Annotated in this window: 30 protein-coding genes; all 30 read right to left on the minus strand. The window is 61.4% G+C overall.

What is annotated here, in order from left to right; translation table 11 throughout:
* Window positions 1–5: 5 nt before the first annotated feature.
* The 30 genes from rpsM to fusA all read right to left on the minus strand — a co-directional run bounded on the left by rpsM (window position 6) and on the right by fusA (window position 18,865).
* Window positions 6–380, minus strand: a complete 375-nt coding sequence (gene rpsM, locus IWX77_RS05075) for a 30S ribosomal protein S13 (protein ID WP_092449488.1) — start codon at window positions 378–380, stop codon at window positions 6–8.
* 143 nt (window positions 381–523) lie between these two features.
* Window positions 524–637 (minus strand): 50S ribosomal protein L36, encoded by a 114-nt coding sequence (rpmJ, locus tag IWX77_RS05080; RefSeq protein ID WP_035834639.1) that lies wholly within the window; start codon window positions 635–637, stop codon window positions 524–526.
* A gap of 65 nt (window positions 638–702) precedes the next feature.
* Entirely contained in the window at window positions 703–924 is a 222-nt protein-coding gene (infA, locus tag IWX77_RS05085; protein WP_035834638.1) for a translation initiation factor IF-1, read from the minus strand.
* Between the two features lie 199 nt (window positions 925–1,123).
* Window positions 1,124–1,954 (minus strand): type I methionyl aminopeptidase, encoded by an 831-nt coding sequence (gene map, locus IWX77_RS05090; RefSeq protein WP_327012068.1) that lies wholly within the window; start codon window positions 1,952–1,954, stop codon window positions 1,124–1,126.
* Between the two features lie 162 nt (window positions 1,955–2,116).
* On the minus strand, window positions 2,117–2,713 hold the full coding sequence (locus tag IWX77_RS05095; protein ID WP_196843440.1) for an adenylate kinase: 597 nt from the start codon (window positions 2,711–2,713) through the stop codon (window positions 2,117–2,119).
* The gene (secY, locus tag IWX77_RS05100) at window positions 2,710–4,032 is read right to left on the minus strand and encodes a preprotein translocase subunit SecY (protein WP_196843547.1); all 1,323 of its coding nucleotides are present in this window, start codon (window positions 4,030–4,032) and stop codon (window positions 2,710–2,712) included. The genes IWX77_RS05095 and secY overlap by 4 nt, the downstream gene beginning before the upstream one ends.
* A 127-nt stretch (window positions 4,033–4,159) precedes the next feature.
* Entirely contained in the window at window positions 4,160–4,738 is a 579-nt protein-coding gene (rplO, locus tag IWX77_RS05105; RefSeq protein WP_196843441.1) for a 50S ribosomal protein L15, read from the minus strand.
* Window positions 4,738–4,920, minus strand: a complete 183-nt coding sequence (gene rpmD / locus IWX77_RS05110) for a 50S ribosomal protein L30 (protein WP_066597599.1) — start codon at window positions 4,918–4,920, stop codon at window positions 4,738–4,740. Before rpmD ends, rplO begins: the two co-directional genes overlap by 1 nt.
* Complete coding sequence (gene rpsE / locus IWX77_RS05115) at window positions 4,920–5,627, minus strand: 30S ribosomal protein S5 (protein WP_442784421.1); 708 nt, start codon at window positions 5,625–5,627, stop codon at window positions 4,920–4,922. Before rpsE ends, rpmD begins: the two co-directional genes overlap by 1 nt.
* Window positions 5,624–5,995 carry a 50S ribosomal protein L18 gene (gene rplR / locus IWX77_RS05120; protein WP_092107252.1) on the minus strand — a complete coding sequence of 124 codons (372 nt, stop codon included), beginning with the start codon at window positions 5,993–5,995 and terminating at the stop codon, window positions 5,624–5,626. The genes rpsE and rplR overlap by 4 nt, the downstream gene beginning before the upstream one ends.
* Before the next feature lie 2 nt (window positions 5,996–5,997).
* Window positions 5,998–6,534 carry a 50S ribosomal protein L6 gene (rplF, locus tag IWX77_RS05125; RefSeq protein ID WP_196843442.1) on the minus strand — a complete coding sequence of 179 codons (537 nt, stop codon included), beginning with the start codon at window positions 6,532–6,534 and terminating at the stop codon, window positions 5,998–6,000.
* A gap of 6 nt (window positions 6,535–6,540) precedes the next feature.
* A complete protein-coding gene (rpsH, locus tag IWX77_RS05130; protein WP_092107248.1) occupies window positions 6,541–6,939 on the minus strand; it encodes a 30S ribosomal protein S8 in 399 nt (132 codons plus the stop codon).
* A 198-nt stretch (window positions 6,940–7,137) separates the two neighbouring features.
* Window positions 7,138–7,728, minus strand: a complete 591-nt coding sequence (rplE, locus tag IWX77_RS05135) for a 50S ribosomal protein L5 (protein ID WP_196843443.1) — start codon at window positions 7,726–7,728, stop codon at window positions 7,138–7,140.
* Window positions 7,728–8,087, minus strand: a complete 360-nt coding sequence (gene rplX / locus IWX77_RS05140) for a 50S ribosomal protein L24 (RefSeq protein WP_196843444.1) — start codon at window positions 8,085–8,087, stop codon at window positions 7,728–7,730. Before rplX ends, rplE begins: the two co-directional genes overlap by 1 nt.
* A 2-nt stretch (window positions 8,088–8,089) precedes the next feature.
* Window positions 8,090–8,458, minus strand: a complete 369-nt coding sequence (rplN, locus tag IWX77_RS05145) for a 50S ribosomal protein L14 (protein WP_196843445.1) — start codon at window positions 8,456–8,458, stop codon at window positions 8,090–8,092.
* Window positions 8,459–8,492: 34 nt separating this feature from the next.
* Complete coding sequence (gene rpsQ, locus IWX77_RS05150; RefSeq protein WP_196843446.1) at window positions 8,493–8,792, minus strand: 30S ribosomal protein S17; 300 nt, start codon at window positions 8,790–8,792, stop codon at window positions 8,493–8,495.
* A gap of 2 nt (window positions 8,793–8,794) precedes the next feature.
* Window positions 8,795–9,139 (minus strand): 50S ribosomal protein L29, encoded by a 345-nt coding sequence (gene rpmC / locus IWX77_RS05155; RefSeq protein WP_196843447.1) that lies wholly within the window; start codon window positions 9,137–9,139, stop codon window positions 8,795–8,797.
* Window positions 9,139–9,558: a 50S ribosomal protein L16 gene (gene rplP, locus IWX77_RS05160; protein WP_035880247.1), complete on the minus strand. Its 420-nt coding sequence runs from the start codon at window positions 9,556–9,558 to the stop codon at window positions 9,139–9,141. Before rplP ends, rpmC begins: the two co-directional genes overlap by 1 nt.
* Window positions 9,558–10,328 (minus strand): 30S ribosomal protein S3, encoded by a 771-nt coding sequence (gene rpsC, locus IWX77_RS05165; RefSeq protein ID WP_092107240.1) that lies wholly within the window; start codon window positions 10,326–10,328, stop codon window positions 9,558–9,560. Before rpsC ends, rplP begins: the two co-directional genes overlap by 1 nt.
* Complete coding sequence (gene rplV, locus IWX77_RS05170) at window positions 10,328–10,693, minus strand: 50S ribosomal protein L22 (protein WP_035880249.1); 366 nt, start codon at window positions 10,691–10,693, stop codon at window positions 10,328–10,330. The genes rpsC and rplV overlap by 1 nt, the downstream gene beginning before the upstream one ends.
* A 26-nt stretch (window positions 10,694–10,719) precedes the next feature.
* Window positions 10,720–11,001, minus strand: coding sequence for a 30S ribosomal protein S19 (gene rpsS / locus IWX77_RS05175; RefSeq protein WP_104127852.1), 282 nt, complete (start codon window positions 10,999–11,001; stop codon window positions 10,720–10,722).
* A 9-nt stretch (window positions 11,002–11,010) separates the two neighbouring features.
* Window positions 11,011–11,850 (minus strand): 50S ribosomal protein L2, encoded by an 840-nt coding sequence (gene rplB / locus IWX77_RS05180; RefSeq protein WP_196843448.1) that lies wholly within the window; start codon window positions 11,848–11,850, stop codon window positions 11,011–11,013.
* A 22-nt stretch (window positions 11,851–11,872) separates the two neighbouring features.
* On the minus strand, window positions 11,873–12,175 hold the full coding sequence (gene rplW / locus IWX77_RS05185; RefSeq protein ID WP_092107233.1) for a 50S ribosomal protein L23: 303 nt from the start codon (window positions 12,173–12,175) through the stop codon (window positions 11,873–11,875).
* The gene (gene rplD, locus IWX77_RS05190; RefSeq protein ID WP_092107231.1) at window positions 12,175–12,825 is read right to left on the minus strand and encodes a 50S ribosomal protein L4; all 651 of its coding nucleotides are present in this window, start codon (window positions 12,823–12,825) and stop codon (window positions 12,175–12,177) included. Before rplD ends, rplW begins: the two co-directional genes overlap by 1 nt.
* Before the next feature lie 5 nt (window positions 12,826–12,830).
* Entirely contained in the window at window positions 12,831–13,490 is a 660-nt protein-coding gene (gene rplC / locus IWX77_RS05195; RefSeq protein ID WP_196843449.1) for a 50S ribosomal protein L3, read from the minus strand.
* 8 nt (window positions 13,491–13,498) lie between these two features.
* On the minus strand, window positions 13,499–13,807 hold the full coding sequence (rpsJ, locus tag IWX77_RS05200; RefSeq protein ID WP_035834607.1) for a 30S ribosomal protein S10: 309 nt from the start codon (window positions 13,805–13,807) through the stop codon (window positions 13,499–13,501).
* Window positions 13,808–14,441: 634 nt separating this feature from the next.
* Window positions 14,442–14,729: a hypothetical protein gene (locus IWX77_RS05205; protein ID WP_196843450.1), complete on the minus strand. Its 288-nt coding sequence runs from the start codon at window positions 14,727–14,729 to the stop codon at window positions 14,442–14,444.
* 80 nt (window positions 14,730–14,809) lie between these two features.
* The gene (locus IWX77_RS05210) at window positions 14,810–15,247 is read right to left on the minus strand and encodes a hypothetical protein (protein ID WP_196843451.1); all 438 of its coding nucleotides are present in this window, start codon (window positions 15,245–15,247) and stop codon (window positions 14,810–14,812) included.
* 176 nt (window positions 15,248–15,423) lie between these two features.
* A complete protein-coding gene (tuf, locus tag IWX77_RS05215; RefSeq protein ID WP_196843452.1) occupies window positions 15,424–16,617 on the minus strand; it encodes an elongation factor Tu in 1,194 nt (397 codons plus the stop codon).
* 133 nt (window positions 16,618–16,750) lie between these two features.
* Window positions 16,751–18,865: an elongation factor G gene (gene fusA, locus IWX77_RS05220; protein ID WP_196843453.1), complete on the minus strand. Its 2,115-nt coding sequence runs from the start codon at window positions 18,863–18,865 to the stop codon at window positions 16,751–16,753.
* Window positions 18,866–18,985: the final 120 nt, after the last annotated feature.

An 18,985-nucleotide genomic window follows, 5' to 3' on the forward strand; every position in this document is an offset into this window, starting at 1 on the left:
GAGGCCTAGCGCGCCTTCTTCTTGCCGGCTACGGTGCGCTTCGGGCCCTTGCGGGTGCGAGCGTTGGTCTTGGTGCGCTGACCGCGAACGGGCAAGCCCTTGCGGTGGCGAATGCCCTCGTAGCTGCCAATTTCAACCTTGCGGCGGATGTCAGCGGCAACCTCACGGCGGAGGTCGCCCTCAACCTTGAAGGTTCCTTCGACGTAGTCGCGGAGAAGGACGAGCTGGTCGTCGCTCAGATCCTTGACGCGGATGTTTCCGTCGATTCCGGTGTCGGCGAGGGTCTTGAGGGCCCTCGTGCGGCCAACACCGTAAATGTAAGTCAATGCAACTTCCACGCGCTTATCGCGCGGGATGTCGACGCCGGCTAGACGTGCCATTGTGTCTCCTGTTAGTGATGGAGGTCTGTAACAGCTCCTGTACACCGGCCTCCAACCGATGGTGTCACCCTGACGGGCTCCCGGAACTGCTGTATGTATTCAGTTATTCAGGTAAATCTCGAAGCGACGAGTCGCAACGAAATTTAACCCTGGCGCTGCTTGTGACGCGGGTTCTCGCAGATCACCATCACGTTGCCGTTACGGCGGATGACCTTGCACTTGTCACAGATCTTTTTGACGCTGGGCTTGACCTTCATGTGATTCCTTGTTTTCGCTGTCTTCGTACCCTCGGGATGCCGTGGGCCGTTACTTACAGCAGCCGTTACTTGTAGCGGTAGACGATCCGGCCTCGGGTCAGATCGTAAGGACTCAACTCAACGATCACGCGGTCCTCTGGGAGGATGCGGATGTAGTGCTGACGCATCTTGCCCGAAATGTGGGCAAGAACTCGGTGGCCGTTTGACAGCTCAACGCGAAACATCGCGTTGGGCAGAGCTTCGACTACTGCGCCCTCGATTTCGATGACACCGTCTTTTTTGGCCATACCCTCACTGTCGCTCTGTATTGATTGCTGGTCATGCGGGATTGATGCCGGACACGCCACACAAGACGACACCAGACACCAAAGGTCAATCTTATGGTATGAGATTGCCTTTTGGCAATTCAGTCCTATAATCACTGCCGCTGGTCGAGTGTGTTTCCGCTGGTCGAGCGTGGCGAGATTTCAACCAACGACAGGCGGCCTACGGGATAGGGACGGGAACGATGCCGAACTGGGCGAGGCCGGCGGCTCCGCCATCTTCGGCGGTGAGCACCCAGATGCCCTCCTTGTGCACGGCGATGCTGTGTTCCCAGTGTGCCGCGGCCTTACCGTCGCTCGTGGCGACGGTCCAGTCATCCTCGCGGGTGTAGGTGTCGATCGATCCCAGCACGACCATCGGCTCGATGGCGACGACCAGGCCCGGCTTCACATCGGGGCCTTTTTGGCGCACGCGGTAATTGAAGACCGGAGGGGCTTCGTGCATCGAGCGCCCGATACCGTGGCCGACGTAGTCGGTGAGAATCCCGTAGGTGCCCTGCGATTCCACGTAGTCTTCGATGGCTTCGCCGACCTCGTTGAGGTGCCGCGCGGTGTGCAGACGGGAGATGCCGTGCCAAAGCGACTGCTCGGTCACGTCGGACAGCTTCTGGCGCTCGGCCACGAGCTCGGGCCTTGAGGCGTCGGGCATCACGAAGCTGAACGCGGCGTCGCCGTTCCAGCCTTCGATGATCGCGCCGCTGTCGATCGAGACAATGTCGCCGGCGCCGAGGCGACGACCGGAGGGGATGCCGTGCACGACGTCATCGTTCACCGACGCGCACACGGTGTGGTGGTAGCCCTCTTCGAGCTTGAAGTTGGGCTTGCCGCCGAGCGCGACAATGGCCGCTTCGGCCGCGGCGTCAAGGTCAAGGGTGGTGGCGCCGATGACCATGGCCGCGCGAGCGGCCGCAAGCGATGCCGCGGTGGCCAGACCGGGTGCGACCATGAGGCGCAGCTGGGCCGGGTTCTTGTAGATGGAACGTCGAAGACTCACTGATTTCCTACAAACTAGCTCCGAAAAGGGGAGCGATATTTTTATGTGTATGGCTGTGCGGGTGGAACACACACGACCGATGGGCCGCGCCTTGAGGCCCGGCCCATCGGTCGTGTACGGCAGACTGTGACCGGAATGCGTGACCGGTTCAGCGCGTGCGGTTCAGAGCGCGGTGGTAGTGGCGCGCAGGCCGCGTTCGGCCAGCGCGGCGAGGATGCGGTCGGTGACGACTTCGACGGCACCGAGGCCGTCGATCGTGACCACGACGCCACGGGCGCTGTACACGTCGATGAGCGGCGCGGTCTGCTCGGCGTAGACGTCGAGGCGGTGACGGATGACGTCGACCGTGTCGTCCGCGCGGCCCTGCTCGGCGGCACGCTTCAAGAGCCGATCGACGACTTCGTCGGTATCGGCGGTGATTAGCACCACGACGTCGAGCTGGGTTCCCTCGGCGACCAGAAGGCGGTCGAGTTCAGCGACCTGATCGGTCGTGCGCGGGTAACCGTCGAGCAGAAAGCCATTCGCGGCATCCGCTTCTTTCAACCTGTCGGCGACGATCGCGTTGGTGAGGGAATCCGGTACATAGGCGCCGGCATCCATGAACGACTTGACCTCAAGCCCCAGTGGGGTGTTGCTGGTCACGTTGTGGCGAAAGATGTCGCCGGTCGAGATGGCGGGAACATCGAAGGCGAGCGCCAGACGCTCGGCCTGCGTGCCCTTGCCCGCGCCGGGCGGGCCGATCAGAAGTAAGCGCGTCATTTAAGAAGCCCCTCATAGTGTCGCTGCTGCAGTTGCGAGTCGATCTGCTTGACCGTCTCGAGCCCCACACCGACGACGATGAGAATGCTCGCGCCGCCGAACGGGAAGTTCTGGTCGGCACCGATGATCGAGAAGGCGATGAGTGGGATCAGCGCGATCAGGCCCAGGTAGATCGAGCCCGGGAGGGTGATACGGGTCAGTACGAAGTCGAGGTACTCGGCGGTCGGGCGGCCGGCGCGAATACCGGGAATGAACCCGCCGTACTTCTTCATGTTGTCGGCGACTTCTTCGGGGTTGAACGTGATGGCCACGTAGAAGTAGGTGAAGCCGATGATCAGCAGAAAGTACATGGCCATGTACAGCGGCTGGTCGCCACCGGTGAGGTTCTGCGAGATCCAGACCACCCAGGCCGGGGCCTCCTTGCCGGCAGCCGGCTGGTTGAACTGCGCCAGCAGGGCCGGCAGGTAGAGCAGCGAGGAGGCGAAAATTACGGGGATCACGCCGGCCATGTTGACCTTGATCGGAATGTAGGTGTTGTTGCCGCCGTAGGTGCGTCGCCCGACCATTCGCTTGGCATACTGCACCGGTATTCGGCGTTGCGATTGCTCGACGAAGACCACGCCGGCGACCACCAGAATTCCAACGATAAGAACGATGATGAGGGTGTCGAAACCCTGCTGCTGGCCGATCGCGGTCAGCGATCCCGGGAACAGGGCGGCGATCGAGACGAAGATCATGAGCGACATGCCGTTGCCGACGCCGCGCTCGGTGACGAGCTCACCCATCCACATGATGACGCCGGTGCCGGCGGTCATCGTGATGACCATGAGCATGATGGCGTACCAGGCGTCATTGGTGATCAGCTGCGTGCACTCGGTACTGGCGGAAGTGCCGAACAGGGCGCCGCTGCGAGCCACCGTAATCAGGGTGGTCGACTGCAGAATACCGAGGGCGATGGTGAGGTACCGCGTGTACTGGGTCAGAGTGCTCTGACCGGAGGCACCCTCTTTGTAGAGGGTGTCGAAGTGAGGGATGACCACGCGCAGCAACTGCACGATGATCGAGGCCGTGATGTACGGCATGATGCCAAGCGCAAATACGCTCAGCTGGAGCAGAGCGCCACCGCTGAAGAGGTTGACGAGCTCGTAGAGGCCGCTCGTGCCCTGGTTGGCTGCAAGACACAGCTGCACGTTGCCGAAGTCCACGAACGGGGCCGGAATGAACGAGCCCAACCGGAACAGAGCAATGATGCCCAGAGTGAAGCCGATCTTCTTGCGAAGGTCGGGTGTGCGGAAGATCCGCGCAATGGCGCTGAACAAAAAGGCCTCCAGATTTTTACGCAGATCGATCTGCACAGATCGACTTAAAGCGATCGAGCTTGTCGAATCACACCAAACGATTTACTCGATTGACGGATTCGACAAGCTCGATTGAGCGTCTACGGACTTACTTTACAGATCCACCCGCGGCGACAATTTTCTGCTCGGCTGAAGCAGAGACCTTGTCGACCGTCACGTTCAGCTTAACGGTAATCTCACCGGTTCCGAGAACCTTGACTTTTTCGTTGTCACGAACAGCACCCTTGGCGATCAGGTCGACAATAGTGACATCGCCGCCGTTCGGGTAGAGCAGTTCGAGCTTTTCCAGATTGACGACCTGGTACTCAACGCGGAACGGGTTCTTGAATCCACGCAGTTTCGGGGTGCGCATGTGCAGAGGCATCTGCCCACCCTCGAAGCCGACGCGTACGCTGTAGCGCGCCTTCGTGCCCTTGGTTCCTCGACCCGCGGTCTTACCCTTGGATCCTTCACCACGGCCGACGCGCTGGCGGGCCTTCTTAGCGCCGGGAGCCGGGCGAAGGTGGTGTACCTTCAGCACGTGCTCGCGGGGCTCAGTCGGCTCAGCTGCAACAGCGACCTTTTTGGGGGCAGCGGCCTTCTTGGGTGCTGCGGCCTTCTTGGGGGCGGCAGCCTTCTTCGTGGCGGGCTTGTCGGCTACCTGGGTAGCGTCCTTCTCGTCAGCCATTAGTCAATCTCCTCGACCTTTACGAGGTGAGCGACGGTGTTGACGTAGCCACGGTTCTGCGAGTTGTCCTCGCGGATCGTGACGGCGCCAATGCGTCGCAGACCCAAGCTGCGAAGAGTGTCGCGCTGGTTCTGCTTCTCACTAATTTTGGACTTGATCTGTGTGATCTTCAGCTGGGCCATCAGGCACCTGCCTTCGCGGTTGCGGCTGCTGCAGCTGCAGCAGCGTCGGCACGCAGAAAACGAGCCGGAGCCACGTCTTCATAGGCCAGGCCGCGGCGAGCCGCAACCGCACGCGGCTCTTCGAGCTGGTGCAGCGCCTCGACCGTGGCGTGCACGATGTTGATGGTGTTCGACGAACCGAGAGACTTGCTCAGAACGTCGTGGATGCCAGCGCATTCGAGTACGGCGCGCACCGGGCCACCGGCAATAACGCCGGTACCTGCTGCTGCCGGACGAAGCAGAACGACGCCGGCTGCGGCCTCACCCTGCACGGGGTGCGGGATGGTCAGGCCGACGCGAGGAACGCGGAAGAAATTCTTCTTCGCTTCTTCAACGCCCTTGGAGATAGCGGTCGGGACCTCGCGGGCCTTACCGTATCCAACGCCGACCAGGCCGTTACCGTCGCCGACGACGACGAGAGCGGTGAAGCTGAAGCGACGACCACCCTTGACGACCTTCGACACGCGGTTGATGGTGACGACGCGCTCCAGAAACTGGCTCTTGTCGGCATCGCGGCTTCCGCGGTCCTTGTTCGGGTTGCGCTCACGGCCACCACGACGAGCCTCGCGAGGCTCGTTCTGCGGTGGGGTCGTGGAGGCAGCGGTTTCAACCGGCGCCTCGGCAACGGCAGCAACAGGTGCTGTGGTTTGGATCTTTTCAGTGCTCACAGGTTCAATCCACCCTCTCGAGCTCCCTCGGCGATGGCTGCGACGCGTCCTGCGTACTTACTGCCACCGCGGTCAAATACAACGGCTTCGATGCCGGCAGCTTTCGCACGCTCAGCAACAAGCTCACCGACCTTGCGGGCCTTGGCGGTCTTGTCACCATCGAAGGTGCGCAAGTCCGTTTCGAGCGTGGATGCCGACGCAAGGGTGAAACCCTTGCTGTCGTCGACGACCTGCACGAATACGTGGCGAGCTGAGCGCGTGACGACGAGGCGTGGGCGAAGCGCCGTTCCCTCGATCTTCTTGCGAAGACGTGTGTGTCGACGTCCGCGGGCTGCGGCCTTGCTCTTGCCTCTAGTTCCGAGTCCCATGGTTACTTACCGCTCTTTCCGGCCTTGCGGCGAACAATCTCGCCGGCGTAACGCACACCCTTGCCCTTGTAGGGCTCTGGCTTGCGAATCTTACGGATGTTGGCGGCAACCTCGCCGACGGCCTGCTTGTCGATTCCGCTGACCGTGAGCTTGTTGACGCTCTCAACGGTCAAAACGATGCCAACGGGCGGCTCGACGACAACCGGGTGCGAGAAGCCGAGGGCGAACTCAACTGAGGTGCCCTTCTGCGCCGCGCGGTAACCGGTACCGACAATTTCGAGACCCTTGGAGTAACCAACGGTTACGCCGATGATCTGGTTGTTGATCAGGGTGCGGGTCAGACCGTGCAGCGAACGCGACTGGCGCTCGTCGTTCGGACGGGTGACGAGAACGTGACCGTCCTCGATCGAGACCGCGATGGGGTTGGAAACGACGAGTGCGAGCTCGCCCTTCGGGCCCTTGACGGAGACGGCCTGGCCGTCAGCCACAACCGTGACCCCAGCGGGGATCGGGATGGGGAGTCTTCCAATACGTGACATTCTCAGTTACCACACGTAGGCGAGAACTTCTCCGCCTACGCCCTTCTTCTCAGCCTGGCGGTCGGTGAGCAGACCGCTGGAGGTGGACAGGATGGCAACGCCGAGGCCGCCGAGAACCGTGGGGATCTCCGTGGACTTCGCGTACACGCGGAGGCCGGGCTTGGAAACCCGCTTGATGCCGACGATGGAACGCTCGCGGTTCGGACCGAACTTGAGATCCAGAGTGAGTGTCTTGCCCACTGTTGCATCTTTGACGGTCCAGGCAGAGATGTAACCCTGAGCCTTGAGGATGTCAGCGATGTGCGCTTTCAATTTGCTATGCGGCATCGACACTGTGTCGTGGTACGCCGAGTTCGCGTTGCGCAGTCTGGTCAGCATGTCTGCGACCGGATCTGTCATTGTCATTTTGTGGTGCCTTTCTCGCCTGGTTTCGCCCATTCGTTACGCGAATGACGACCTGTGGTGGTGAGGAGACCAATCGGTTGATTGGCTTCCGGGGTGAAAATCTGTGTGCGCCCGAAGGTCGGGGCCAGCCGGAGTGGGAGCCTGCAGAGCGCAAGCCTCCCACTCTAGTTGAAAGTGTTCCTTCGTGGTGAGGAACTGCTACTTGGCGTCGTCCGACTTGAACGGAAAGCCGAGCGCCTTGAGCAGCGCGCGACCCTCGTCGTTGGACTTCGCGGTCGTAACAACCGTGATGTCCATACCGCGAACGCGGTCAATGCGGTCCTGGTCGATCTCGTGGAACATGACCTGCTCGGTGAGACCGAAGGTGTAGTTGCCCGCACCGTCGAACTGCTTGTCCGAGAGGCCGCGGAAGTCACGGATACGAGGAAGAGCCAGGCTGAGCAGCCGGTCCAGGAACTCCCACATGCGGTCGCCACGAAGAGTGACGTGGGCGCCGATGGGCTGTCCCTCACGCAGTTTGAACTGCGCGATGGACTTGCGGGCCTTGGTGACCTGCGGCTTCTGGCCGGTGATCTTGGTGAGGTCAGAAACCGCACCGTCCATCACCTTGCCGTCGCGTGCTGCTTCTCCGACACCCATATTGACGACAATCTTCGTCAGGGTGGGGATGCGGTGCACGTTGGTGAAGCCGAGTTCCTTGGAGAGCTTGGCACTGATCTCATCGCGGTACTTCTGCTTCAGGCGCGGCAGGGCCTTGACGGGCGATTCGCCCGTAACGGTGTCAGTCATTAGAGGTCCTTCCCTGACTTCTTGGCGTAACGAATGCGAACCGTCTTGGTGACGCCGTCTTTCGTTACCTCTTCCTGGCGGAAGCCGACGCGGGTCGGCTTCTTGGACTCCGGGTCGACGATTGCAACGTTGGACACATGGATGGGGGCTTCGAACGTCTCGATGCCGCCCGTCTTGGTGCCGCGCTGGGTCTGGCCGACGCGAACATGCTTGGTCACGAAGTTGATGCCCTCAACGAGCACGCGGTTCTTCGCGGCGTCCACAGAGATGATCTTGCCCTGCTTGCCACGGTCTCCGCCGCGAGCCTGGCTGCGGCCGCTGATGACCTGAACGAGGTCACCCTTTTTGATTCTGGCCATGATTAAATAACCTCCGGTGCCAGCGAGATGATCTTCATGAACTTCTTGTCGCGAAGTTCGCGACCGACCGGTCCGAAGATTCGGGTGCCGCGGGGGTCACCGTCTGCCTTCAAGATCACTGCAGCGTTCTCATCGAACTTGATGTAGGAGCCGTCTGCACGACGGGTCTCCTTCTTGGTGCGAACGATGACAGCTTTGACGATGTCACCCTTCTTGACGTTGCCGCCCGGGATTGCATCCTTGACCGTGGCAACGATGACGTCGCCCAGACCTGCGTAACGACGGCCGGAGCCACCGAGAACGCGGATGGTCAAGAGTTCCTTGGCACCGGTGTTGTCGGCAACCTTGACTCGTGATTCTTGCTGAAGCACTTTATAACTCCTTTACGTCAAGTAAGCGCGAGGCTTACTTGGCCTTCTCAAGAATCTCGACCAGGCGCCAGCGCTTGGAAGCGCTGAGCGGACGGGTCTCACTGATCAGGACCAGGTCGCCGATGCCGGCGGCGTTCGCCTCGTCGTGCGCCTTCAGCTTGGATGTACGGCGGATGACCTTGCCGTACAACGGGTGCTTCACGCGGTCTTCGACCACGACAATGATGGTTTTGTTCATCTTGTCGCTGGTCACGTAACCACGCAGCGTCTTGCGGTAGCCGCGTACGAGCTCGGTGGCTTCGCCTGCGACGACCGTTTCGTCAGTCTTCGCCATGACTAGGCCTCCTTCGTCTCGACGGTCTCAGCTGCAGCGTCGTCCGTGGACTCCGCTTTGGCCTTGGCCTTCTTGGTCTTTTTTTCAGCCTTTTCAGCCTTGGCCGGAGCCGGGGCTGCGACCGGTGTGGCACGAATGCCCAGCTCGCGCTCACGGAGAACCGTGTAGATGCGAGCGATGTCGCGCTTGACCGCGCGGAGGCGGCCATGGCTCTCGAGCTGACCGGTGGCCGACTGGAAGCGAAGGTTGAACAGCTCTTCCTTGGCCTTCTTCAGCTCGTCGAACAGCTTCTCATTGTCAAAAGTATCGAGCTCGACTGGGGCGAGCTCCTTGGTTCCGATCGCCATTATGCGTCGCCCTCCTCGCGCTTGATGATGCGTGCCTTGAGGGGCAGCTTGTGAATTGCGCGGGTCAGCGCCTCTTTCGCAACAGCGTCAGTGACACCGCTGAGCTCGAACAGAACGCGGCCCGGCTTGACGTTGGCCACCCACCACTCGACCGAACCCTTACCGGAACCCATGCGGGTTTCGGCCGGCTTCTTGGTCAGCGGACGGTCGGGGTAGATGTTAATCCACACCTTCCCGCCACGCTTGATGTGACGCGTCATGGCGATACGAGCGGACTCGATCTGACGGTTGGTCACATATGCGGGGGTCAGCGCCTGAATGCCGTACTCACCGAAGGACACCGTGGTGCCACCGGTAGCGTGGCCGGTGCGACCCGGGTGGTGCTGCTTGCGGTGCTTGACTCTACGTGGAATCAACATTATTTAGCCTCAACTCCTGCTGCGACCGGTGCCGCTGCCGGAGCATCTGCACGAGGTGCACGGCGCGGTCGATCGTCACGACGCTCGGGGCGGGACGACTTAGCGTTGGCCTGCTCGCGAGCGAGTTCCTTGTTGGTGATGTCGCCCTTGTAGATCCAGACCTTCACGCCGATGCGGCCGAAGGTGGTCTTGGCTTCGTAGAAGCCGTAGTCGATGTTCGCGCGCAGCGTGTGCAACGGCACACGGCCTTCGCGGTAGAACTCGCTGCGGCTCATCTCGGCGCCACCCAGACGACCGGACACCTGGATGCGCACACCCTTGGCGCCGGCGCGCTGTGCACCCTGCAGGCCCTTACGCATCGCACGGCGGAACGCCACGCGTGCAGAGAGCTGCTCAGCAATACCCTGCGCGACCAGCTGGGCATCCTGCTCGGGGTTCTTGACCTCGAGGATGTTCAGCTGAATCTGCTTGGCGGTGAGCTTCTCAAGGTCAGAGCGGATGCGCTCGGCCTCCGCGCCGCGGCGACCAATCACAATGCCCGGACGGGCGGTGTGAATGTCGACGCGAACACGGTCACGAGTGCGCTCGATCTCGATGCGGCTGACGCCGGCACGGTCAAGGCTGGTGCTCAGCAGGCGACGGATCTTGACGTCTTCTGCAACAAAGTCAGCGTAACGCTGACCCGGCTTGGTCGAGTCCGAGAACCAACGCGATACGTGATCGGTGGTGATTCCCAGACGGAAGCCATAGGGATTTACTTTCTGACCCATTACTTCGTACCCTCCTCAGGAGTGGTGAGCACAACCGTGATGTGGCTGGTGCGCTTCTTGATTTCGAATGCGCGACCCTGGGCACGAGCCTGGAAACGCTTGAGGGTCGTGCCCTCGTCAACGAATGCCCGGCTGATGAACAGGTCCTGCTCGTCCAGATACGTGTTGGCTGCATCTGCCTTGACCCGGGCGTTCGCGATGGCCGAGGCCACCAACTTGTATACCGGATCGCTCGCGCCCTGGGGTGCGAACTTCAGAATTCCCAGCGCTTCGTGCGCCTGCTTGCCGCGGATCATGTTGACAACGCGACGAGCCTTCTGGGGGGTAACGCGGATGTGACGCACGCGTGCGATCGACTCCACCATTTCTTCTCCTCCTTCACGTCCCCGCGCTAGCGGCGACGGCCCTTCTTGTCGTCCTTCACGTGTCCACGGAAGGTTCGGGTGGGCGCAAACTCGCCGAGCTTGTGCCCGACCATGCTCTCGGTGACGAACACCGGGATGTGCTTGCGTCCGTCGTGCACTGCGATGGTGTGTCCGAGCATGTCGGGGATGATCATCGAGCGGCGCGACCAGGTCTTGATTACGTTCTTGCTCTTGGCTTCGTTCGCCGTGAACACCTTGCGAAGCAGGTGGTCGTCAACGAAAGGGCCTTTCTTAAGACTTCTTGGCATCGTCTACTCCTACTTACGCTTCTTGCCGACGGTGCGGCGACGAACAATGAGCTTGTCGCTTTCCTTATTCGGGTGGCGGGTGCGCCCTTCCTTCTGGCCCCAGGGGCTGACGGGGTGACGTCCACCGGACGTCTTACCCTCACCACCACCGTGCGGGTGATCGACCGGGTTCATGGCGACACCACGAACGGTCGGGCGAACGCCTTTCCAGCGCATACGTCCGGCCTTGCCCCAGTTGATGTTCGACTGCTCGGCGTTGCCGACCTCGCCGATCGTCGCGCGGCAGCGAGCATCCACGTTGCGGATTTCACCGGACGGCAGACGAAGCTGGGCGTAGACGCCCTCCTTCGCGACGAGACGAACCGACGAACCGGCGGAGCGGGCCATCTTGGCGCCACCACCCGGACGCAGCTCAATCGCGTGAATGATGGTACCGGTGGGGATGTTCTTCAACGGCAGGTTGTTGCCGGGCTTGATGTCAGCCCCGGCGCCCGACTCGATGACGTCGCCCTGTGCCAGCTTGTTCGGCGCGATGATGTAACGCTTCGTGCCGTCAATGAAGTGCAGGAGTGCGATGCGCGCCGTGCGGTTCGGGTCGTATTCAATTTCAGCGACGCGGGCGTTGACGCCGTCCTTGTCGTTGCGCTTGAAGTCGATCACACGGTACTGGCGCTTGTGGCCACCACCGATGTGACGGGTCGTGATGCGGCCCTGGTTGTTACGTCCACCGGTCTTGTGGAGCGGACGCAGAAGCGACTTCTCCGGGGTGGAACGCGTGATTTCCGCGAAGTCGGCAACGGATGAACCGCGTCGACCCGGGGTCGTGGGCTTGTACTTACGAATAGCCATTAGTTATCCCTCTGCCTGTCGCTTAGCCGACGGCCGTGAAGATGTCGATGGAGCCAGACTTGAGCGTGACAATGGCACGCTTGGTGTCCTTGCGCTTGCCCATGCCGAACTTGGTGCGGCGAGTCTTGCCCACGCGGTTCAGGGTGTTGATCGAAGCGACCTGTACCTTGAAGATCTTTTCGATCGCGAGCTTGATCTCCGTCTTGTTCGAGCGGGGGTCCACGATGAAGGTGTACTTACCCTCGTCAATCAGCCCGTAGCTCTTTTCAGAGACAACCGGAGAGATGATGATGTCGCGGGGGTCCTTGTTGGTCGCGATAGTCATTATGCGGCCACCTCTTCCTTCTTGGTCTTGCTCTCCACGAACGCGTTGAACGCGCCGGTGGTGAAGACAATGTCATCGCTGACGAGCACGTCGTAGGCGTTGAGCTGATCCCACGAGAGGATGTGTACCGTCGGGATGTTGCGAATGCTGCGCAACGTGGTCTCGTCGGTCCGCTCGAGAACAACCAGCACGTGCTTGCTCGTGGCGATCTGCGTGAGCAGCTCCAGGGCAACCTTGGTGTTGGGCGTCTCAGCCGTGAACAGTGCCTCGACGATGTGCAGGCGGCCACCGCGGGCGCGGTCGCTCAGTGCACCCTTGAGGGCTGCAGCGATCATCTTTTTCGGGGTGCGCTGGTCGTAGCTGCGCGGGGTCGGTCCGTGGACGATTCCACCACCGGTCATCTGAGGAGCGCGGATCGAGCCCTGACGAGCGCGACCAGTTCCTTTCTGCTTGAACGGCTTGCGGCCGGCACCGGAAACTTCTCCACGGCGCTTGACCTTGCTCGTTCCCTGGCGTGCGGCAGCAAGCTGCGCGACGACGACCTGGTGGATGAGAGGAATATTGGCGGGAACGTCGAAGAGCTCGTCGGGAAGCTCGGCAGAGCCTGCCTTCTTGCCCTTGGCGTCAATGATGTCGAGTGCTGTAGCCATAGTGACTAGGCTCCCTTCACTGCGTTGCGAACGAATACGAGGCGGCCACGAGCACCGGGAACGGCACCCTTGACGAGCATGAGGCCCTTGTCGGCGTCAATAGCGTGCACCTTGAGGTTCAGCACGGTTACGCGCTCGCCACCCATACGACCGGCCATGCGCATGCCCTTGAAGACACGGCTCGGGGTCGAGGAAGCACCGATGGAACCGGGCTTGCGGTGGTTACGGTGCGAACCGTGAGAGGAGGAGACACCCTTGAAGTTGTGACGCTTCATAACACCGGCGAAACCCTTACCCTTGCTGGTGCCCATGACATCGACCTTGGTGCCGGCAGCGAAGACACCGTCAACGGTGAGCTCCTGGCCCAGGTTGTAGTCAGCGGCGTCCGCGGTGCGGAGCTCGGTGATGTGGCGACGCGGCGTGACGCCGGCCTTGTCGAAGTGACCGGCAAGGGGCTTGCTAACCTTGCGTGGGTCGATGGGGCCAGCGGCGATCTGAACGCCGTTGTAGCCGTCGACGGCCTTGGTACGAATCTGCGTGACAACGTTCGGCGCGATCTCGATGACGGTAACGGGAACAAGCTTGTTGTTCACGTCCCACACCTGGGTCATGCCGAGCTTCTTGCCGAGGAGACCCTTGGTGGTCTTGGTATCGGAGTAAGACATCGCGGGCCCTAGAGCTTGATCTCGATGTTGACGTCGGCCGGAAGGTCGAGGCGCATGAGCGAGTCAACTGCCTTCGGGGTCGGGTCAATGATGTCGATCAGACGCTTGTGGGTGCGCATTTCAAAGTGCTCCCGGCTGTCCTTGTACTTGTGAGGAGAACGGATGACACACACCACGTTCTTCTCGGTCGGAAGCGGCACCGGGCCGACGACCGTAGCGCCCGCACGGGTCACTGTGTCGACGATCTTGCGCGCCGAAATGTCGATGACCTCGTGGTCATACGACTTAAGTCGAATGCGGATCTTCTGTCCCGCCATGTCGAACTCTCTCTCTGTCGAGGCGTCGTACAGACAACGGCACGAATTGCCGAGGTTGCATTGGACGCCGTAGTAGCACTGCTGCTGTCGCACCACTGTTCATATGTCAATTTCGATTCACGACGAATAAACGACGCTCATCGTCAACGTCGACTCCCAGAGCAGAACCTGGGGGACGACACGGTTTTACCCACGCCGACCAGATCGTTGGTTTACGCTGCGCTCTGCTCCCTGCGGCCTAGCCTGCAATCCGGCTTCTTCCGAAGCGTTAGACGCGACTATGCACTGCCTGGCAGTGATTCCGAGCATGCGCGTGACGCACACCGAAAGTGTTGAACTAGAAGAGTCTGCCACACAGTTGCCACTTCGTGCAACCCGGGCGTGTCGCGTGCGGCGTGTCGGTGCCTTGTTCGACGGATGCCTGCGGCCGGCTGGCCACAGCGGCCAGCGACGGGGCGTCCCCGGGGCCAACCCTGGGTGATGCCAGCGGGCCCCTGCCCGCATCCGTTTCACGCTACGCGGGGGTTGCGCCAATGCGCGGGAGGCGCAACTGGGGCGTAGCGGCGCAGGTCCCGCGCGACGCGAGCCGCGAAAGGGCAGCATCCGTCGAGTGTTACCAGCGCCACGGCGGATTTCAGGTCGCGGGCGGCGGGTGCGGGCGGCGGGTGCGGGCGGCGCCGCGCACCCGGACCGGGTATCGCTGGTCTTCGCGCGGCAGGTTCCAACGGGCGCTGGGATAGTAGAGTCCGTGGCTCACCCGCAGCAGTCGACCGCGAGTCGATTCGCGTCGCAGTCGAAAGTCTTCGCCGAGCGCAGCGGTGAGGTCGGACGAGAGAATGAGTGCGTCGCCGGGGTCAAGACCAGAGCCAGAGCCAGAGCCGGGCATGGCGTCGAAACTGGACTTGGAACCGGGCTGGGACATTCAGCCACAGTGCCCAGAAAGCGGATGCTGCGGGCCGGCCGTAGGAGTCAGCTTCAACGGCTCCCCCGGTCTCGCCGCGTCTAGCCCTGGGTGATGCCGGCGGCCACTCGGGAGCTCTGGTCGGGGCAGCTTTTGGCGGTGGATTCGGTCAACACGCGTTGGGCCATGACCAGGCGCGATTGCTCGGACAGCCCGGTCGTGGGATATTCGGCGAGCACCTTGGTGATGATCTCCGAAATCGACAGGCTGGCGTATTTCTTCAGGCTGTCGCAGACCAGCACGCTGTAGACGCTCACCGTGCTGCCGACGATGTTGTCAAGAATCTGCGCCTCGGTAGCCGCTGCGGGCGTTGGTGTCGCAATTGCGGTCGGAGTCGGGGTCGGCGTCACCCGGGTGGCTGTGGTGTGAGCAGCGGGAGCGGGCCCAACCAGGCGTGGCAGGATCACCCCGGCGAGGATGCCGACCACAACGACCGCAAGCACGATCAGGATGCGCATTTCCAGTTTCGATATCTGCATGCGCAGACCATAACCGGATATTGCGAATCCTGCCCCGGGTCGGCGCGCACCGATATCCGCTTGAAATAGAGCGAGAGGCCAAACCGGCGCGGGACAGACAGAACTGGCGCTGGGCACAGAAAAAGGGCCGGGCCCACAGGCCCGACCCTTCTTTCAAAGATCGAAGTAGAAGAAGGCTACTTGATGATCTTGGTCACCGTGCCGGCGCCGACGGTACGGCCACCTTCACGGATAGCGAAGCCGAGGCCCTCTTCCATGGCGATCGGCTGAATCAGCGCGACGGTCAGGTCGGTGGTGTCGCCAGGCATGACCATCTCGGTGCCCTCGGGCAGCGTGATGACGCCGGTGACGTCCGTGGTGCGGAAATAGAACTGCGGGCGGTAGTTCGCGTAGAACGGGTTGTGACGGCCGCCCTCGTTCTTGCTGAGGATGTACGCGGTGCCCTCGAAGTCGGTGTGCGGCGTGACCGAACCCGGCTTGACGACGACCTGGCCGCGCTCAACGTCTTCGCGCTTGGTGCCACGAAGAAGAAGTCCACAGTTCTCGCCGGCCCAAGCCTCGTCGAGCTGCTTGTGGAACATCTCAATACCGGTAACCGTGGTCTTCTGCGTCGGGCGGATGCCGACGATCTCGATCTCGGAGTTGATCTTGAGGGTTCCACGCTCGGCGCGGCCCGTAACAACGGTGCCACGACCGGTGATCGTGAAGACGTCCTCGATCGGCATCAAGAACGGCTTGTCCTTGTCGCGGACCGGGTCGGGAATGAAGTCGTCAACGGCCTGCATGAGAGTCAGGATGTTGGCGGTCCACTTCTCGTCGCCCTCGAGCGCCTTGAGTGCGGAAACCGGAATGACGGGGGCGTTGTCGCCATCGAAGCCCTGGCTGGACAGCAACTCGCGAACTTCGAGCTCAACGAGCTCCATGATCTCTTCGTCATCAACCATGTCGGCCTTGTTCAGCGCGACGAGCAGGGTCGGAACGCCGACCTGCTTGGCGAGAAGAACGTGCTCACGGGTCTGAGCCATCGGGCCGTCAGTAGCGGCAACCACGAGGATTGCGCCGTCCATCTGAGCAGCACCGGTGATCATGTTCTTGATGTAGTCAGCGTGGCCCGGAGCATCGACGTGCGCGTAGTGACGCTTGTCGGTCTCGTACTCAACATGCGAAATGTTGATCGTGATGCCGCGCTGGCGTTCTTCCGGAGCCGAGTCAATCGACGCGAAGTCGCGCTTGACGTTGATCTTGGACGGGAACTTATCGGCAAGAACCTTGGAGATCGCTGCAGTCAGCGTGGTCTTTCCGTGGTCAACGTGACCGATCGTTCCGATGTTTACGTGCGGCTTTGTCCGCTCGAACTTGGCCTTGGCCACTGTGGGTCCTCCTCAGGACTCGCGTGCAAATTCACGGCCGCCGTTATGAGCGGCCGGTATGCGCTGGATGTGTCTACTTATGTTACTCGGGCCAGGTGGCCGAAGCGATTTGGCCCGAAGGCCACCTTAGGGGCTATTCGCCCTTGTTTTTGTTGATGATCTCGTCGGCGACTGCCTTCGGGACCTCCGCATAGCTCTCGAACGTCATCGAGTACACCGCACGGCCCGAGGTCTTCGACCGCAGGTCACCGATGTATCCGAACATCTCCGACAGTGGAACGTGGGCGCGAATTACCTTCACGCCCTGCGCATCCTCCATGGTCTGGATCTGCCCACGACGCGAGTTGAGGTCTCCGATTACGTCACCCATGTATTCCTCAGGGGTACGAACTTCGACCGCCATCAGCGGTTCGAGCAGAACGGGGTTCGCCTTACGAACGGCTTCTTTGAAGCCCATCGAGCCGGCAATCTTGAAGGCCATCTCCGAGGAGTCAACGTCGTGCGCAGCGCCGTCAAGCAGGCTGGCTCGAACGCCCACCATCGGGTAGCCGGCCAGGATGCCGACGCGGAGCGCATCCTGAATTCCAGCATCCACCGAGGGGATGTATTCACGCGGGATACGGCCACCAGTGACCTTGTTGAGAAACTCGTACGACTTTTCAGGAGTGATCTCCATCGGCTCGATCGCGATCTGAATCTTCGCGAACTGGCCGGATCCACCGGTCTGCTTCTTGTGTGTGTAGTCGTGACGCTCGACGGACTTACGAATCGTCTCGCGGTACGCCACCTGGGGCTTGCCGACGTTCGCCTCAACGTTGAATTCACGCTTCATGCGGTCGACGAGGATGTCCAGGTGGAGTTCACCCATTCCCTTGATTACCGTCTGGCCAGTCTCCTGGTTCTGTTCGGTACGGAAGGTGGGGTCTTCTTCAGCGAGCTTCTGAATAGCAAGGCCCAGCTTTTCCTGGTCCTGCTTGGTCTTCGGCTCGATAGCGACCTCGATGACCGGGTCAGGGAACGTCATGGACTCCAGTACGACCTGGTTGCTCGGGTCGGACAGCGTGTCGCCCGTGGTGGTGTCCTTGAGGCCGATGACCGCGTAGATGTGACCGGCGGTCACGAAGGCCACCGGGTTCTCCTTGTTGGCGTGCATCTGGAAGATCTTGCCGATGCGCTCCTTCTTGCCCTTGGTCGAGTTGATGACCTGGGCTCCGGAATCGAGACGGCCCGAGTACACGCGCACGTAGGTGAGGCGACCGAAGAACGGGTGCACCGCAACCTTGAACGCGAGAGCCGTGAACGGCTCCTCGGCGTCGGGGTGACGCATGATGACCTTTTCTTCGTCGCGCGGGTCGTGTGCCTCAATGGCAGGCACGTCCAGCGGCGTCGGAAGGTAATCGATGACAGCGTCGAGCATCGGCTGAACGCCGCGGTTCTTGAACGCAGAGCCGCACAGAACCGGGTAGATCTCACTGTTGATGGTGAGCTTGCGGATGGCGCCCTTGATCTCGGCAATCGTCAGCTCTTCGCCGGCGAAGTAACGCTCCATGAGGTCGTCGTCGGTTTCGGCGACGGTCTCGAGCAGAAGCTTGCGGTACTCGGCAGCCTTCTCGACGAGGTCAGCGGGGATCTCTTCGATGGCGTACTTCGAACCCATCTCCACGTCACCCTTGGAGTCGCCACGCCAGGTAAGTGCGCGCATCTGAACGAGGTCAACAACACCCTCGAACTCAGACTCTGCACCGATCGGCAGCTGGATGACCAGCGGCTTGGCGCCGAGGCGCTTGATGATGGTGTCGACCGTGAAGTAGAAGTCGGCGCCGAGCTTGTCCATCTTGTTGACGAAGCAAATGCGGGGCACGTCGTACTTGTCGGCCTGACGCCACACGGTTTCGGACTGGGGCTCAACGCCCTCCTTGCCGTCGAACACGGCAACGGCACCGTCGAGGACGCGGAGCGAACGCTCCACCTCCACGGTGAAGTCCACGTGTCCGGGGGTGTCGATGATGTTGATCTGGTTGTTGCCCCAGAAACAGGTCGTCGCAGCGGAGGTGATCGTGATGCCACGTTCCTGCTCCTGCGCCATCCAGTCCATCGTCGAGGCGCCGTCGTGGGTCTCGCCGATCTTGTGGTTGACACCCGTGTAGAACAGGATGCGCTCAGTCGTGGTGGTCTTGCCAGCATCAATGTGAGCCATGATGCCGATGTTGCGGACCTTACTCAGGTCGGTGAGCACGTCAAGTGCCACGGGGGTCCTCCGGAAGGGTAGGGGTGGGAATGCGGAACAGGGCCGTAAACATCCGCTTTTCGGCTGTGGGGCAGGCGCGTGCCAACGAAAGCCGGTACGCGCCTGACCTGCTGATCAGGA

The organism is Cryobacterium sp. CAN_C2, from assembly GCF_015751745.1.
Classification (GTDB): domain Bacteria; phylum Actinomycetota; class Actinomycetes; order Actinomycetales; family Microbacteriaceae; genus Cryobacterium.

Coding starts and splice junctions, on each gene's coding strand:
- rplO (WP_196843441.1), bottom strand. CDS start 4,738: ATGGCTGACGAGAAGGACGCTACCCAGGTAGCCGACAAGCCCGCCACG.
- rpmJ (WP_035834639.1), bottom strand. CDS start 637: ATGAAGGTCAAGCCCAGCGTCAAAAAGATCTGTGACAAGTGCAAGGTC.
- rplR (WP_092107252.1), bottom strand. CDS start 5,995: ATGGGACTCGGAACTAGAGGCAAGAGCAAGGCCGCAGCCCGCGGACGT.
- IWX77_RS05095 (WP_196843440.1), bottom strand. CDS start 2,713: ATGACGCGCTTACTTCTGATCGGCCCGCCCGGCGCGGGCAAGGGCACG.
- rpsM (WP_092449488.1), bottom strand. CDS start 380: ATGGCACGTCTAGCCGGCGTCGACATCCCGCGCGATAAGCGCGTGGAA.
- IWX77_RS05205 (WP_196843450.1), bottom strand. CDS start 14,729: ATGTCCCAGCCCGGTTCCAAGTCCAGTTTCGACGCCATGCCCGGCTCT.
- rpsJ (WP_035834607.1), bottom strand. CDS start 13,807: ATGGCGGGACAGAAGATCCGCATTCGACTTAAGTCGTATGACCACGAG.
- rplV (WP_035880249.1), bottom strand. CDS start 10,693: ATGGTGGAGTCGATCGCACGCGTGCGTCACATCCGCGTTACCCCCCAG.
- rplP (WP_035880247.1), bottom strand. CDS start 9,558: ATGTTGATTCCACGTAGAGTCAAGCACCGCAAGCAGCACCACCCGGGT.
- rplC (WP_196843449.1), bottom strand. CDS start 13,490: ATGTCTTACTCCGATACCAAGACCACCAAGGGTCTCCTCGGCAAGAAG.
- rplB (WP_196843448.1), bottom strand. CDS start 11,850: ATGGCTATTCGTAAGTACAAGCCCACGACCCCGGGTCGACGCGGTTCA.
- rpmD (WP_066597599.1), bottom strand. CDS start 4,920: ATGGCCCAGCTGAAGATCACACAGATCAAGTCCAAAATTAGTGAGAAG.
- rplD (WP_092107231.1), bottom strand. CDS start 12,825: ATGGCTACAGCACTCGACATCATTGACGCCAAGGGCAAGAAGGCAGGC.
- rplF (WP_196843442.1), bottom strand. CDS start 6,534: ATGTCACGTATTGGAAGACTCCCCATCCCGATCCCCGCTGGGGTCACG.
- rpsC (WP_092107240.1), bottom strand. CDS start 10,328: ATGGGTCAGAAAGTAAATCCCTATGGCTTCCGTCTGGGAATCACCACC.
- rplX (WP_196843444.1), bottom strand. CDS start 8,087: ATGGCCAGAATCAAAAAGGGTGACCTCGTTCAGGTCATCAGCGGCCGC.
- rpsH (WP_092107248.1), bottom strand. CDS start 6,939: ATGACAATGACAGATCCGGTCGCAGACATGCTGACCAGACTGCGCAAC.
- rpmC (WP_196843447.1), bottom strand. CDS start 9,139: ATGGCGATCGGAACCAAGGAGCTCGCCCCAGTCGAGCTCGATACTTTT.
- infA (WP_035834638.1), bottom strand. CDS start 924: ATGGCCAAAAAAGACGGTGTCATCGAAATCGAGGGCGCAGTAGTCGAA.
- rpsQ (WP_196843446.1), bottom strand. CDS start 8,792: ATGGCGAAGACTGACGAAACGGTCGTCGCAGGCGAAGCCACCGAGCTC.
- IWX77_RS05210 (WP_196843451.1), bottom strand. CDS start 15,247: ATGCAGATATCGAAACTGGAAATGCGCATCCTGATCGTGCTTGCGGTC.
- rplE (WP_196843443.1), bottom strand. CDS start 7,728: ATGACTGACACCGTTACGGGCGAATCGCCCGTCAAGGCCCTGCCGCGC.
- rpsS (WP_104127852.1), bottom strand. CDS start 11,001: ATGCCAAGAAGTCTTAAGAAAGGCCCTTTCGTTGACGACCACCTGCTT.
- rplW (WP_092107233.1), bottom strand. CDS start 12,175: ATGACTATCGCGACCAACAAGGACCCCCGCGACATCATCATCTCTCCG.